This is a genomic window from Variovorax sp. BGA-UO-ETr-C22, from assembly GCF_059567965.1.
In genome coordinates this window covers 2,082,460-2,095,159 of sequence record NZ_JCAQPA010000011.1, presented here as the reverse complement: position 1 = coordinate 2,095,159, position 12,700 = coordinate 2,082,460, and the positions used below count along the sequence as shown (strand labels likewise).

General features: G+C 67.1%; 16 protein-coding genes. 10 read left to right on the top strand and 6 right to left on the bottom strand.

What is annotated here, in order from left to right:
* Nucleotides 1-26: 26 nt before the first annotated feature.
* From AC57B8_RS29875 to AC57B8_RS29865, 3 genes are read left to right on the top strand one after another with little or no spacing between them, the layout of a single operon-like run.
* Nucleotides 27-935: a heme/hemin ABC transporter substrate-binding protein gene (locus AC57B8_RS29875; RefSeq protein ID WP_496481579.1), complete on the top strand. Its 909-nt coding sequence runs from the start codon at nt 27-29 to the stop codon at nt 933-935.
* Nucleotides 932-1,969 (top strand): FecCD family ABC transporter permease, encoded by a 1,038-nt coding sequence (locus AC57B8_RS29870; protein ID WP_496481578.1) that lies wholly within the window; start codon nt 932-934, stop codon nt 1,967-1,969. Before AC57B8_RS29875 ends, AC57B8_RS29870 begins: the two co-directional genes overlap by 4 nt.
* On the top strand, nt 1,966-2,766 hold the full coding sequence (locus AC57B8_RS29865; RefSeq protein ID WP_496481577.1) for a heme ABC transporter ATP-binding protein: 801 nt from the start codon (nt 1,966-1,968) through the stop codon (nt 2,764-2,766). Before AC57B8_RS29870 ends, AC57B8_RS29865 begins: the two co-directional genes overlap by 4 nt.
* A 41-nt stretch (nt 2,767-2,807) precedes the next feature.
* Here AC57B8_RS29865 and ppsR read toward each other — a convergent pair whose 3' ends face one another.
* On the bottom strand, nt 2,808-3,629 hold the full coding sequence (ppsR, locus tag AC57B8_RS29860; protein WP_062473023.1) for a posphoenolpyruvate synthetase regulatory kinase/phosphorylase PpsR: 822 nt from the start codon (nt 3,627-3,629) through the stop codon (nt 2,808-2,810).
* 193 nt (nt 3,630-3,822) lie between these two features.
* Here ppsR and ppsA point away from each other — a divergent pair, with 193 nt between their 5' ends.
* The 7 genes from ppsA (at nt 3,823) to dnaB (ending at nt 10,051) form a co-directional block, all read left to right on the top strand.
* Nucleotides 3,823-6,219 (top strand): phosphoenolpyruvate synthase, encoded by a 2,397-nt coding sequence (ppsA, locus tag AC57B8_RS29855; RefSeq protein ID WP_062473021.1) that lies wholly within the window; start codon nt 3,823-3,825, stop codon nt 6,217-6,219.
* A gap of 213 nt (nt 6,220-6,432) precedes the next feature.
* Nucleotides 6,433-6,891 (top strand): hypothetical protein, encoded by a 459-nt coding sequence (locus tag AC57B8_RS29850; protein ID WP_492685177.1) that lies wholly within the window; start codon nt 6,433-6,435, stop codon nt 6,889-6,891.
* 116 nt (nt 6,892-7,007) lie between these two features.
* Complete coding sequence (rpsF, locus tag AC57B8_RS29845; RefSeq protein ID WP_062473016.1) at nt 7,008-7,382, top strand: 30S ribosomal protein S6; 375 nt, start codon at nt 7,008-7,010, stop codon at nt 7,380-7,382.
* Nucleotides 7,383-7,386: 4 nt separating this feature from the next.
* The gene (gene priB / locus AC57B8_RS29840; protein ID WP_062473014.1) at nt 7,387-7,701 is read left to right on the top strand and encodes a primosomal replication protein N; all 315 of its coding nucleotides are present in this window, start codon (nt 7,387-7,389) and stop codon (nt 7,699-7,701) included.
* Nucleotides 7,702-7,722: 21 nt separating this feature from the next.
* Entirely contained in the window at nt 7,723-8,004 is a 282-nt protein-coding gene (rpsR, locus tag AC57B8_RS29835; RefSeq protein WP_007830781.1) for a 30S ribosomal protein S18, read from the top strand.
* Nucleotides 8,005-8,019: 15 nt separating this feature from the next.
* The gene (gene rplI, locus AC57B8_RS29830) at nt 8,020-8,472 is read left to right on the top strand and encodes a 50S ribosomal protein L9 (RefSeq protein ID WP_056583114.1); all 453 of its coding nucleotides are present in this window, start codon (nt 8,020-8,022) and stop codon (nt 8,470-8,472) included.
* A 172-nt stretch (nt 8,473-8,644) separates the two neighbouring features.
* Complete coding sequence (gene dnaB / locus AC57B8_RS29825; protein WP_056583115.1) at nt 8,645-10,051, top strand: replicative DNA helicase; 1,407 nt, start codon at nt 8,645-8,647, stop codon at nt 10,049-10,051.
* A 20-nt stretch (nt 10,052-10,071) separates the two neighbouring features.
* Here the strand turns inward: dnaB and AC57B8_RS29820 are convergent, their stop codons facing one another.
* From AC57B8_RS29820 to AC57B8_RS29800, 5 genes are read right to left on the bottom strand one after another with little or no spacing between them, the layout of a single operon-like run.
* On the bottom strand, nt 10,072-10,821 hold the full coding sequence (locus AC57B8_RS29820) for a helix-turn-helix transcriptional regulator (RefSeq protein WP_487849235.1): 750 nt from the start codon (nt 10,819-10,821) through the stop codon (nt 10,072-10,074).
* Nucleotides 10,821-11,300: an MGMT family protein gene (locus AC57B8_RS29815; RefSeq protein ID WP_487849234.1), complete on the bottom strand. Its 480-nt coding sequence runs from the start codon at nt 11,298-11,300 to the stop codon at nt 10,821-10,823. Before AC57B8_RS29815 ends, AC57B8_RS29820 begins: the two co-directional genes overlap by 1 nt.
* Entirely contained in the window at nt 11,297-11,746 is a 450-nt protein-coding gene (locus tag AC57B8_RS29810) for a GyrI-like domain-containing protein (RefSeq protein ID WP_487849233.1), read from the bottom strand. The genes AC57B8_RS29815 and AC57B8_RS29810 overlap by 4 nt, the downstream gene beginning before the upstream one ends.
* A 43-nt stretch (nt 11,747-11,789) precedes the next feature.
* Nucleotides 11,790-12,239 carry an EVE domain-containing protein gene (locus AC57B8_RS29805; protein WP_070059600.1) on the bottom strand — a complete coding sequence of 150 codons (450 nt, stop codon included), beginning with the start codon at nt 12,237-12,239 and terminating at the stop codon, nt 11,790-11,792.
* 6 nt (nt 12,240-12,245) lie between these two features.
* Nucleotides 12,246-12,620: a VOC family protein gene (locus tag AC57B8_RS29800; RefSeq protein ID WP_062473002.1), complete on the bottom strand. Its 375-nt coding sequence runs from the start codon at nt 12,618-12,620 to the stop codon at nt 12,246-12,248.
* Nucleotides 12,621-12,700: the final 80 nt, after the last annotated feature.

Below are 12,700 nucleotides of genomic sequence, written 5' to 3'. Positions count from 1 at the left end.
CTTTCTCTTTCGCTGTCCGTGACCCCATGACTGAACCACGCGATTCCTCTTTTCTTTCTTCTTCCGTGCCGCGTCGTCGTGATGCGCTGCGCCTGCTGTCTGCTGCAGCGCTCGGCGCGGGCGCGTGGCCCGCGTTCGCGCAGGACAGCAAGCGCCTGCCGCGGCTGGTCACGGTCAGTGGCGCGATCACCGAGGTGGTCTATGCGCTCGGCGCCGAAGGCCAGCTGGTCGGCACCGACACGACCAGCCTGTTTCCCGCTGCGGCGCGTGCCACGCCCAAGGTGGGCTACATGCGTCAGCTGTCGGCCGAAGGGCTGCTCTCGCTGAAGCCCGACGCGATCATCGCGACCAACGAGTCGGGCCCGACCGTCGTGCTCGACCAGATTCGCACGGCCGGCGTCAAGGTCGAGATCATCGAGGCCGACCACAGCTGGGGCGAGGTGCAGCGCAAGGTGCAGGCCGTGGGCCGCGCAGCTGCCAAGGAGGTGCAGGCGCGCGAACTGCAGGCCCGGCTCGATGCCGAATGGGCACAGGTGCTGCAGCGCATCGGCGGCGCGAAGGGGCGCAAGCCGAAGGTGCTGTTCGTGCTGTCGCACAGCGCGAGCCCGCAGGTGTCCGGCGAGAAGACCGCGGCGCATGCGGTGATCGGTTTCGCGGGCGGCGTGAATGCGCTGGGCGGCTTCCACGGCTACCGGCCGATGACGGCTGAGGCCATGGCCAGTGCGGCGCCCGACATCATCCTCACAAGCACGCAGAGCATCGAGGCGCACGGCGGCGTCGAGCGCTTCTGGCAGCGGCCCGAGCTGGCGCTCACGCCGGCGTACAAGAAGCGTGCGCTGATCACGCAGGACGCCTTGCTGCTGCTGGGCTTCGGCCCGCGCCTGCCGGCCGCCATCGGTGAACTGCACGACAAGTTCCGGGCCGCGCTCGCATGAGCCAGCGCTTGGGGGCGCGTGCCGTGCTGGGCGGCAGCGCGGTGCTGCTCGCCGCAGCCTTCGCTATGGGCGCCGTGTCGGGGGCCTATGCCATCAGTCTTTCGCAGCTCTGGAATGTGTTGACCTCGCTGGGGCAGGGTGCAAGCGGCCAGTCGCCCGAGCACCTCGTGTTCCTCAACATCCGCTTGCCGCGCCTGATTCTCGGCGTGGCGGCGGGTGCGGGGCTCGGCATGGCGGGCACGCTGATGCAGGGGCTGTTCCGCAATCCGCTGGCCGACCCGGGGCTGATCGGCATCAGCAGCGGCGCAGCGCTGGCGGCCGGCGTCACCATCGTGCTGGGCGCCTCGTTCTGGCCGATGCTGCCGCGCACGCTCGGCAGCTGGACGCTGGTGCTCATGGCCTTCGGCGGCGGCTTCGTCGTGACCTTGCTGATCTACGGCCTGTCGCGCAGCGAAGGCGGCACGCGCATGGCGCTGATGCTGCTGGCGGGCATTGCGATCAACGCGCTGGCCGGCGCCGGCCTCGGCCTCTTGAGCGTGATGGCGACCGACGAGCAACTGCGCAGCCTGCAGTTCTGGCTGCTGGGCAGCCTGGGCGGCGCGCGCTGGAGCGCGGTCATCCTCGTGGGTGTGGCGGTGTTGCTGTCGTGCTGGGCTGCGGCATCGCTCGCTTCGCCCCTGAACGCCATCGCACTCGGCGAGGCGCAGGCGGCGCTGTTGGGCGTGGACGTGGAGCGCACCAAGCGGCGCGCCGTGGTCATCACGGCGGTGGCGGTGGGTGCGGTGACGGCCACGACCGGGATCATCGGTTTCATCGGCCTGATCGCGCCGCACTGGGTGCGCATGGTGGCCGGGCCTGATCACCGCATCGTGCTGCCGGCCTCGGCGCTGCTGGGCGCGGCGCTGGTGCTCGCGGCCGACACGGTGGCGCGCACCGTGATGGCGCCGGCCGAGCTGCCGCTGGGCGTGCTCACGGCCTTCATCGGCGTGCCGATGTTCCTCTTGATGCTGCGGCACTTCAGGGGGCGCATATGACGGCGGCGAAGGGACACGGAGCGCTGGCGTGCGCCGCTGTCGAGGTGCGCATCGGCGCGAAGACGCTGTTGGCGAATGCCTCGGTCGAACTGGCGCCGGGCCGCGTGACCGCGATCCTCGGCCCGAACGGCGCGGGCAAGTCGACGCTGCTGTCGGTGCTGGCCGGCCAGCGCGAGCCGACCCAGGGCAGGGCGACGCTCGACGGCCGGCCGCTGTCAGACCACGGCATGCCCGTGCTGGCATTGCGCCGGGCCCTGATGCCGCAGGAAAGCGCGGTCGCCTTCGACTTCACGGCGCAGGACATCGTCGCGCTCGGCCGCTACCCGCACCGTCGCGCGCCGACCCGCGACGAGGACGCGATCATGGCCGAGGCGATGGCCCTGACCGACGTCACGGCGCTGGCGCCGCGCATCCTCAACACGCTGTCGGGCGGCGAGAAGGCGCGGGTCCATCTGGCGCGGGCGCTGGCCCAGCTCTGGCATCCGCGCCCCGATGGCGCGAGCCGCTGGCTGCTGCTCGACGAGCCGACCGCCGCGCTCGACCTTGCGCACCAGCATTCGGCGATGCGCCTGCTGCGCGCCTGGGCGGCGCGGGGCGTGGGTGTGGTGGCCGTGCTGCACGACCTGAACCTGGCGCGGCGCTATGCCGATGAGGTCGTGGTGCTGGGTGCGCCCGGCGGCCTGCGCCAGGGGGCGACTGCCGACGTGCTGCAGCCCGCGCTGATCGAGGCAGTATGGCGCATGCCCTGCCAGCCGGTAACCGGCGCGGACGGCGTCACGCAGTATCTGTTTGGATAGCCCGGCGGGCGGGCGGTGCTTGCTACTGAAAAGATAGCAGATCAGTAGACCAACCGCTCCGGCCGCAGCTCCTGCAGGATCGTCGTCGCGATTTCCTCGATCGACTTGGTGGTCGTCGAGAGCCAGCGGATGCCGGCGCGCCGCATCATGGCCTCGGCCTCGCTGATTTCGTGGCGGCAGTTCTCGAGGCTGGCGTAGCGCGAGTTGGGCCGGCGTTCGTTGCGGATCTCGCTCAGCCGCTCGGGCTGGATCGTCAGGCCGAAGATCTTCTTGCGGTGCGGGCTCAGCGCCGGCGGGAGCTGGCGGCGGTCGAAGTCTTCGGGAATCAGCGGGTAATTGGCCGCCTTCAGGCCGTGCTGCATCGCCAGGTAGAGCGAAGTGGGCGTCTTGCCGCTGCGGCTCACGCCGACCAGGATCACATCGGCGCCTTCCAGGTCGCGGTGGCTCTGGCCGTCGTCGTGCTGCAGGCTGAAGTCGATGGCCGCGATGCGGTCGTTGTAGGCCTTGCTCTTGCTGACGTCACTGAAGCGGCCGATGCGGTGGTTCGACTTCATGGCCAGCTCGATCTCGAGCGGCCGCACGAAGGTGCCGAACATGTCCAGCAGCATGCCCTTGCAGCCGGTTTCGATCACGCCCAGCACGTCCATGTTGGCCAGCGTGGTGAAGACGATGGGCCGGACGCCCTCGACTTCGGCCGTGTGGTTGATCTGCCGCACCGCCTGGTGCGCCTTGTCGACCGTGTCGGTGAACGGCAGCCGCACGTGGCGCGGCTTCATCTCGAACTGGGCCAGAACGGCATTGCCGAAGGTTTCGGCGGTGATGCCGGTGCCGTCGGAGACGAAGAAAACGGTGCGTGTATGCATGGTGTTGCTTTTGCGGCGGAGTCCTGCGGCGCGCGCGACCTGCCACGCCTACAATCCGGGCCATTATCGGGAATCCGCTTTCCCCACCCCCTCGAATTCTTTCCATGCACACCGCGACCGCACCCAAAGCAACGACAACGATCGTGCTGCGCCGTCTGCATGCAGCGCCGGTTTCAACTTCTGGAGCTTCCCCATGTCTGCACTTTTCGAGGCGACCGCACTGGTCGTGCCATTTGAAAACCTGAGGATGACCGACGTCGAGTCGGTTGGCGGCAAGAACGCCAGCCTCGGCGAAATGATCTCGCAGCTGCCACAGGGTGTGCGCGTGCCGACCGGTTTTGCGACCACGGCCCACGCGTTCCGCCAGTTCCTGGCGCACGACGGCCTGGCCGACAAGATCAGCAAGCGCCTGGCCGCGCTGGACACCGAAGACGTGCGCGCGCTGGCCGCCGCCGGCGCTGAAATCCGCGCCATGGTCGAGGCCCAGCCGTTCCCGGCCGACCTGCAAAAAGCCATCGGCGAGGCCTTTGCCACGCTGAGCGCCGGCAACCCCGCCGCCTCGTTCGCCGTGCGTTCCTCGGCCACCGCCGAAGACCTGCCCGACGCATCCTTCGCGGGCCAGCAGGAAACCTTCCTGAACGTGGTCGGCATCGACGACGTGCTGCACAAGATGAAGGAGGTGTTCGCCTCCCTCTACAACGACCGCGCCATCAGCTACCGCGTGCACAAGGGCTTCGAGCACGACGTGGTCGCGCTGTCGGCCGGCGTGCAGCGCATGGTGCGTTCCGACCTCGGCGCCGCCGGCGTGATGTTCACCATCGACACCGAGTCGGGCTTCGACCAGGTCGTGTTCATCACCTCCAGCTACGGCTTGGGCGAGACGGTGGTGCAAGGTTCGGTGAATCCCGACGAGTTCTACGTGCACAAGCCGACCCTCAAGGCCGGCAAGAAGGCCGTCATCCGTCGCAACCTCGGCTCCAAGCTGATCCAGATGGAGTTCGCCACGCCCGAAGAGAAGAAGGCGAGCGGCAAGCTGGTCAAGACCACCGACGTCAAGGCCGAGCAGCGCAACCGCTACTCGCTGAGCGACGCCGACGTGGAGCAACTGGCCCGCTACGCGCTGGTCATCGAAGAGCACTACGGCCGCCCGATGGACATCGAGTGGGGCAAGGACGGCACCGACGGCCACCTCTACATCCTGCAGGCGCGTCCCGAGACCGTGAAGAGCCAGCAGCAGGGCAAGGCCGAGCAGCGCTACAAGCTGCTGGGCAAGGGTGCCGTGCTGGCCGAAGGCCGTGCCATCGGCCAGAAGATCGGCACCGGTGCCGTGCGCATCGTGCACAACATCAGCGAGATGGACCAGGTGCAGGCCGGCGACGTGCTCGTCACCGACATGACCGACCCCAACTGGGAGCCGGTGATGAAGCGCGCCGCCGCCATCGTCACCAACCGCGGCGGTCGCACCTGCCACGCGGCCATCATCGCGCGCGAACTCGGCATTCCGGCCGTGGTCGGCTGCGGCGACGCCACCGACCTGCTCAAGGACGGCACGCTCGTCACCGTGAGCTGCGCCGAGGGCGACACCGGCTTTATCTACGACGGCCTGCTCGAGACCGAAGTGACCGAAGTGCAGCGCGGCGTGATGCCCGAGATCGATCTGAAGATCATGATGAACGTGGGCAACCCCCAGCTCGCCTTCGACTTCGCGCAGCTGCCGAACCACGGCGTGGGCCTGGCCCGCCTGGAGTTCATCATCAACAACAACATCGGCGTGCATCCGAAGGCGATCCTCGACTACCCGAACGTCGACAACGACCTGAAGAAGGCCGTCGAGTCGGTGGCCCGCGGCCATGCGTCGCCGCGCGCGTTCTATGTCGACAAGGTCACTGAAGGCGTTGCGACGATCGCCGCCGCGTTCTGGCCCAAGCCCGTCATCGTGCGCCTCTCGGACTTCAAGTCGAACGAGTACCGCAAGCTGATCGGCGGCAGCCGCTACGAGCCCGAAGAAGAAAACCCGATGCTGGGCTTCCGCGGTGCCGCGCGCTACCTGAGCGCTGACTTCGGCGAGGCCTTTGCCATGGAGTGCGAGGCGCTCAAGCGCGTGCGCAACGACATGGGCCTGACCAACGTGCAGATCATGGTGCCCTTCGTGCGCACCCTGGGCCAGGCCGAGCGCGTGACCACGCTGCTGGGCGAGCATGGCCTCAAGCGCGGCGAGAACGCGCTCAAGCTGATCATGATGTGCGAGGTGCCGAGCAATGCGGTGCTGCCGGAAGAGTTCCTGAAGTTCTTCGACGGCTTCTCGATCGGTTCGAACGACCTGACCCAACTCACGCTGGGCCTGGACCGCGACTCCGGCCTCGAGCTGCTGGCGGCCGACTTCGACGAGCGCGACCCGGCCATCAAGGCACTGCTGAGCCGCGTCATCAAGGCCTGCAAGGCCGAAGGCAAGTACGTCGGCATCTGCGGCCAGGGCCCCAGCGACCACCCGGACTTCGCGCTGTGGCTGGCGGAGCAGGGCATCGAATCCATCTCGCTGAACCCGGACAGCGTGATCGACACCTGGCAGCAACTGGCCCAGAGAGGCTGAGCCAGCGCGCGGCGGGCATGCCCCGCCGCGTGGTGCAGCGCGACGGATGGCGGAAATCCCCATGGGGGATTCCCCCGTGCCCGCCCGTGCAAGTGAAACAAAGTGCGTTTCCGGTGTCAGACTCGTGACATTCGCAGGCGGCGCAATCCGGCTGCCTGCCTGAGGTGATGCGGGCCCGTCAGGGCCCGTGTCAGCACTTCGCCGGAGACCCCCATGATTCTTGTCAAGACGGAAGCCGGACAGCAGGTCCTCAAGGACCGCTCGGTGCCGTTGACGCCGCGCCAGCGCTCGGCCTTCATCCAGTTCGACGGCAAGCGCTCGATCGACGACGTGCTGGCCTCGGGCTTGGGCATCGGGCGCGAGGAGGTCGATCAGATGGTCGCGCTGGGCCTGCTGGCGCCTCTGGCCGGCCAGCCGCCAGCCGCGGCGCCTGCAGTTTCGGCGGCCCCGCCGCCGGCTGCGTCTTCCGGTCGCAGCCGCCAGCAGCGCTACAAGGACGCATACCCCATCGCCACCCAGCTGACCGGCAGCTTGGGCCTGATGGGCTTCCGGCTCAACCTCCAGGTCGAAGGCACGACCAGCTACGAAGACCTCCTGGCACTGGCGCCCAAGATCCGCGCCGCCGTGGGCCCGGAGAAGGCCGCCGCCCTCGACAAGGCCCTCAACGACTGAGGTGCCTTGCCGGATCGCGCAACACAGGGCTATAATCGCCGGCTTTGCCTTGCCATACCGCGCCCGACGCTGCGGGTGGCTTTTCCTCTTCCACGGAAGAATCCACAAGGAGTGCCATGCGTCACTACGAAATCATCTTGCTCATCCACCCGGATCAGAGCGAACAAGTTCCGGCCATGCTGGAGCGTTACAAGGGCCTGATCACGGCCGGCGGCGGCAAGGTCCACCGCGTTGAAGACTGGGGCCGCCGTCAGCTGGCCTACCAGATCAACAAGCTCAACAAGGCCCACTACCTGTGCGTCAACATCGAAGCTGAACAAGCCGTGATGGGTGAACTGGAACACGCGTTCAAGTTCAACGATGCCGTGCTGCGTCACCTGACCGTTCAGAAGAAGAAGGCCGACACCGGTCCTTCGTCGATGATGAAGACGGTCGAGCGCGAAGAGGCCCGCAAGGCCCAGCAGGCCGAATACGCCGCCAACAACAACTGATGGCGTGACGGCTGCCGCTGCGGCGACCGGGGTCAACCAGCTTCTGCTGACCGCCTCTGTCGCCGAACTCGGAACCCTGCGATACACGCCAGCCGGCCTTCCCGCCCTCGATCTGAAGCTCGACCATGAGTCGACGCTCCAGGAGGCGGGAAAGCCCCGGCAGGTGAAGACGGCCCTGAAGGCCGTTGCGTTCGGCGCCATCGCCGAGCGGCTCGCAGCGCAGTCGATGGGAAGTCTCTGGCGATTCCAGGGGTTTCTCGCGACACCGGGCAACGGCAAGCATCCGGTCCTGCACATCCAGGATTTTCAGCAAGATTAATTTTCGACAAGAGGTCCCCCAATGGCCACGTTCAAGAAATTCAACAAAGACAAGCGCCCGAAGCGCAACACCCAGTCGCTGCTGTTCAAGCGCAAGCGCTTCTGCCGTTTCACCGTCGCTGGCGTCGAAGAAATCGACTACAAGGACATCGACACGCTGCGTGACTTCATCAGCGAAAACGGCAAGATCATCCCCGCACGCCTGACCGGCACGCGCGCGATCTACCAGCGTCAGCTGAACACCGCCATCAAGCGCGCGCGCTTCCTGGCCATGGTGCCGTACAGCGACCAGCACCGCGTCTAAGAAGGAGCACACACCATGCAAATCATTCTTCTGGACAAGGTTCTGAACGTCGGCGGCCTGGGCGACATCGTCAAGGTCAAGGACGGCTACGCACGCAACTTCCTGATCCCCTCGGGCCGCGCTCGTCGCGCCACCGCTGCCAACAAGGCCGAATTCGAAGCCAAGCGCGTCGAACTCGAAAAGGCTGCGGCCGCCAAGCTGGCCGAATCGCAAGCCCAGGGCGAGAAGCTCGCGGGCTCGACCGTCAAGCTGACCCAAAAGGCTGGCGTGGACGGCCGTCTGTTCGGTTCGGTTACCAACGGCGACATCGCCGAAGAGCTGAACAAGCAGGGCTACAAGGTTGCCAAGTCGCAAGTGCGTCTGCCCAACGGCCCGATCAAGGTCGTTGGCGACAACACCGTGAGCGTCTCGCTGCACACCGACGTGGTCGTCGAGATCACCGTCACGGTCTACGGCGAAACCGCCTGATCGTTCGCAGCGCCCGGTGCGCTGACGCAAGAAAGCCGCCTTCGGGCGGCTTTTTCTTTTCTGCGCGCGAGTTGTCCACCTCGCCGCACCGGAAGTTCACTGTTTATTAACAACCTTGTCCACACACGCCGCGCCCTGCGCGGCTTAGCATGCAGGGTTGCAAGGGAAGTCCATGTCCGCCGTTTTCTCCTATGCCGACAATGATTCGTCGGCCGACCGTCAGATCGCGCAATTGCGCATTCCGCCTCATTCCATCGAGGCCGAATCCAGCGTGCTGGGGGGCTTGCTGCTGGACAACGGCGCCTGGGACCGCATGGGCGACCTGCTGGTCGATGGCGACTTCTACCGCCACGAGCACAAGCTGATCTACGCGGCCATCGGCGGACTGATCAATGCCAGCAAGCCGGCCGACGTGATCACGGTCTTCGAGCAGCTGCAGAACCTCGGCAAGGCCGACGACATCGGCGGGCTGGTCTACCTGAACTCGCTCGCGCAGTACGTGCCGAGCGCGAGCAACATCCGGCGCTACGCCGAGATCGTGCGCGAGCGCTCCATCCTGCGCAAGCTCGTGTCCGCCGCCGACGAGATCGCGACCAACGCCTTCAATCCGCAAGGCAAGCCGGTCGACAAGATCCTGGACGAAGCCGAGCAGAAGATCTTCAACATCGGCGAAGAAGGCACGCGGATGAAGCAGGGTTTCCAGAGCATGGATTCCCTGGTGGTCGAGCTGCTCGACCGCGTGACCGAGATGGCCGAGAACCCGAACGACATCACGGGCGTGCGCACGGGCTTCAACGACTTCGACAAGATGACCTCGGGCCTGCAGCCGGGCGACATGATCGTGCTGGCCGCGCGTCCGTCGATGGGCAAGACCTCGCTCGCCATCAACATCGCCGAGCACGTGGCGCTCGAAGAGGGGCTGCCGGTGGCGGTGTTCTCGATGGAAATGGGCGCCGCCCAGCTGGCGGTGCGTATCGTGGGTTCCATCGGCCGCATCGACCAGGGCCACCTGCGTACCGGCAAGCTCAGCGACGAAGAGTGGCCGCGCCTGACCGAAGCCATCGAGAAGCTGCGCACGGTGTCGCTGCATATCGACGAGACGCCGGGCCTGTCGTCCAGCGAACTGCGCGCCAATGCGCGCCGGCTGGCGCGCCAGTACGGGCGCCTGGGCCTGATCGTGGTCGACTACCTGCAGCTCATGTCCACCAGCAGCTCGGGCGACGAGAACCGTGCCACGGCCGTGGGCGAAATCTCGCGCGGCCTGAAGATGCTGGCCAAGGAACTGAAGTGCCCGGTGATCGCGCTGTCGCAGCTCAGCCGCGGCGTGGAAGCACGGACCGACAAGCGCCCCATGATGAGTGACTTGCGCGAATCCGGCGCCATCGAGCAGGACGCGGACATCATCATGTTCATCTACCGCGACGACTACTACAACAAGGAGTCGAAGGAGCCCGGCGTGGCCGAGGTGATCATCAGCAAGCACCGGAACGGCCCGACCGGCACGGTGAAGTTGGCCTTCCTGAAGCCGATCACCAAGTTCGAGAACCTGGTGGGCTACAGCAACAACGACGAGTACTGACCGGCTCGCACGCCAGGTCGTCAGCTGGCTTCGCTGTCGGGCCCGGGTGTCGAGGCCGGCGGCTTCTGCGCCCACTCCTTGTGCCGCGCCGCCTCGGCCTTCACCTGCCGCAGCAGGTCGGCCAGTGTCTTGCCGGGTTCGTCCTGGAAGCGCGTGTCGAGCACCTCCACGGCCTCCATGCGGTCGACCCGGAAGCCGCGGAAATCGTTGCGCAGCTCGCACCACGTCGAGAGCGTCCAGACCTTGCCCCAATAGAAGCAGCCCAGCGGTCGCACCGTGCGCTCGCTGGCATCGCCCGAGACGTCGCGGTAGTGCAGCTGCAGTTTCTGGTGGGCCTGCACGGCCTCGCGCAGTGTCTGCAGCCGGGTGCGCAGGGCGTCGTCGAGGCCGAGCGCGGGCGCATACAGCGCCAGCGCCTCGGCCGAGACGCGCGCCGCTGGCGGCAGTACCGACAGGATCTTTCCAAGGCCCGTCTCGATGTTGCGCGCCATGGCTGGGTCGACCCAGCTCTGGGTCATGCGCGCGGCGGCCACGAGCGCCGACGCTTCGTCTTGCGTGAACATCAGCGGCGGCAGCTCGAAGCCCGCGCCGAGGCGGTAGCCGACGCCGGCCTCGCCCTCGATCGGCACGCCCTGGTGCTGCAGGTCGGCCACGTCGCGATACACCGTGCGCTCGGACACCTCCAGGCGCTGCGCCAGAAAGGCGGCCGTGGTGAGCCGGCGGCCGCGGATGAGCTGCACGAGCTGGAAGAGGCGGTCGGCGCGTCGCATCAACGCGTTCCGACGAGCTTCCTGGCGAAGTCCTCGACAAAGTAGCGCTTGCCGCGCTGGACCACCGTGTGGCCTTCGGCCTCGAGGCGCGACATCTGGGCCTCGATGCCACCCGGGTACTTCGGGTTGAGCTCGCCGCCGATCTTGAGCGTGCGCCAGTACGGCGTGCCTGGCGTGCGACCGGCGCCCGTCATCATGGCTTCCTCGGTGGCGTGGGCCACCATGTGGGCGAAGATGGCCGTGGTCACGGTGCAGCCGATGGTGGTCTGGTGGCGTGCCGCGATGTCTTCGCCGATACCGAGCACGGTCGCGAGCCGACCTTCGGGCACGCCGCGCATGGCTTCCTCGACTTCGGCCGGCGAGGGCGTGGCGATGGTGCCCTCGCCGTGCCGCGCGCGCATGGCCGGGGGAATGGCCTTCACGTTCGGCAGGTTCGGGTAGCCGGCCAGCCTGTCGCGCCAGCCCTTGCGTGTGCTCATGAGACTCCGATGTGGATCGCCACTGCGTCCGGCCCCTCGTAGGCTTCGAAATCGCTGCGGTAGCGGCGAACGATTTCCGGGTGCGCCTCGAAATACTGCCAGATGCGCTGCCAGGTGGCGATCACCATCTGCGGCATCTCGCCGCGGCCGCTGAACACGAGGTAGTCGCCGGCTTCGATGGCGACGCTGTTGGTGCCATCCGAGACGGCCACGCCGGCCGTCATGTCGAAGGCGCCGTGCGCGTCCGATTCGTAGGCGGAGTAGACGCTGAAGATGCGCGTGTCGCTGGTGCGGTGCGGCGTCGACTCGTAGGTCTGTTCGCCGAAGAAGCGGTTCCACAGCGCGCCGATGCGTGCGGTGGCGGGGTCGACCTCTTCGCGGTTGGTGGTGCGTACCGTGAGGCCGGCGACGCGGAAGGCGTCGTGGTGTTGGCGGATGGGGTCCATGCGTTTTTTCTCCGGAAGTGGCGGATGAGGAGGGCGAAGGCGCTCAAAACAGGAGCGCCTTCGGTTCAGCCTTCATCGTCTGCGCGATCAGTTTCATGTCGATGTCGGTGATGTCGAACAGGCCGAAGCGGAACTTGTAGCCCCATTGCTTCGGGGTTTCGATGAAGGCCAGGCGTTCGATCAGCGGGGCGATGGGCGCCTCGTGCGCGGCGACATAGGCCACGTCGCGGCGCCACGGGACGAAGCCGTTGCCCATGTCGAACTCGTACGGATCGCCCGGCTGCACGATGCCCAGCGCCACGAAGCTTTGCAGCTTGTCCGTGCCGCCGAACACCGTGGCCGGTGCGTAGTAGGCCACGCGATCGCCCGCCGCCACACGCTTGAGCGGCGCGAGCTTGCCGTGGCCCACCTGCATGAACCCGAGCGGCCGGTGGTCCCGGCCGCGCCGGGCGTGCTCGGCGCTGGCGACCGCAATCCAGTTGCGTTGTGCCATGGTGTCTCAGGCCGGGGCGTGCAGGCCGACTTCGTTGCCTTCGGTGTCGCGCAGGTGGGCGATGAAGCCCATGCCCGGCGGCAGCGCCGACTTGGGCGCCACGATCTGCCCGCCGGCTGCTTCGACGCGCGAGAGCACGGCATCGATGCTCGGCATGCAGTCGAGGTAGACGCGGATGCCGCTGCCGGCCTGCGCGCTGGTGTTGGCGCCGGGCTTCAGCGCACCGCCGGTGGCGGGGTCGTCGTAGGGAAACACGGCCAGCGGGTTGCCGCCGAAGTCTTCGCGGCGCAGCTTGCGCGCGAGCACGGTTTCGTAGAAGGCCTGGGCGCGGTCCAGGTTGGCGACCGGAATCTCGAACCAGGTGATGGCATGGGTGGTCATGAAGAGCTCTCTTTCGTTCGTTGCGTTGGAAGGAGCCTGGATGGTGCGAGCCGCCTCCTGACAACGTCTTGTCAGTAGCC

Coding starts and splice junctions, on each gene's coding strand:
- AC57B8_RS29875 (WP_496481579.1), top strand. CDS start 27: ATGACTGAACCACGCGATTCCTCTTTTCTTTCTTCTTCCGTGCCGCGT.
- AC57B8_RS29870 (WP_496481578.1), top strand. CDS start 932: ATGAGCCAGCGCTTGGGGGCGCGTGCCGTGCTGGGCGGCAGCGCGGTG.
- AC57B8_RS29865 (WP_496481577.1), top strand. CDS start 1,966: ATGACGGCGGCGAAGGGACACGGAGCGCTGGCGTGCGCCGCTGTCGAG.
- ppsR (WP_062473023.1), bottom strand. CDS start 3,629: ATGCATACACGCACCGTTTTCTTCGTCTCCGACGGCACCGGCATCACC.
- ppsA (WP_062473021.1), top strand. CDS start 3,823: ATGTCTGCACTTTTCGAGGCGACCGCACTGGTCGTGCCATTTGAAAAC.
- AC57B8_RS29850 (WP_492685177.1), top strand. CDS start 6,433: ATGATTCTTGTCAAGACGGAAGCCGGACAGCAGGTCCTCAAGGACCGC.
- rpsF (WP_062473016.1), top strand. CDS start 7,008: ATGCGTCACTACGAAATCATCTTGCTCATCCACCCGGATCAGAGCGAA.
- rpsR (WP_007830781.1), top strand. CDS start 7,723: ATGGCCACGTTCAAGAAATTCAACAAAGACAAGCGCCCGAAGCGCAAC.
- rplI (WP_056583114.1), top strand. CDS start 8,020: ATGCAAATCATTCTTCTGGACAAGGTTCTGAACGTCGGCGGCCTGGGC.
- dnaB (WP_056583115.1), top strand. CDS start 8,645: ATGTCCGCCGTTTTCTCCTATGCCGACAATGATTCGTCGGCCGACCGT.
- AC57B8_RS29820 (WP_487849235.1), bottom strand. CDS start 10,821: ATGCGACGCGCCGACCGCCTCTTCCAGCTCGTGCAGCTCATCCGCGGC.
- AC57B8_RS29815 (WP_487849234.1), bottom strand. CDS start 11,300: ATGAGCACACGCAAGGGCTGGCGCGACAGGCTGGCCGGCTACCCGAAC.
- AC57B8_RS29810 (WP_487849233.1), bottom strand. CDS start 11,746: ATGGACCCCATCCGCCAACACCACGACGCCTTCCGCGTCGCCGGCCTC.
- AC57B8_RS29805 (WP_070059600.1), bottom strand. CDS start 12,239: ATGGCACAACGCAACTGGATTGCGGTCGCCAGCGCCGAGCACGCCCGG.
- AC57B8_RS29800 (WP_062473002.1), bottom strand. CDS start 12,620: ATGACCACCCATGCCATCACCTGGTTCGAGATTCCGGTCGCCAACCTG.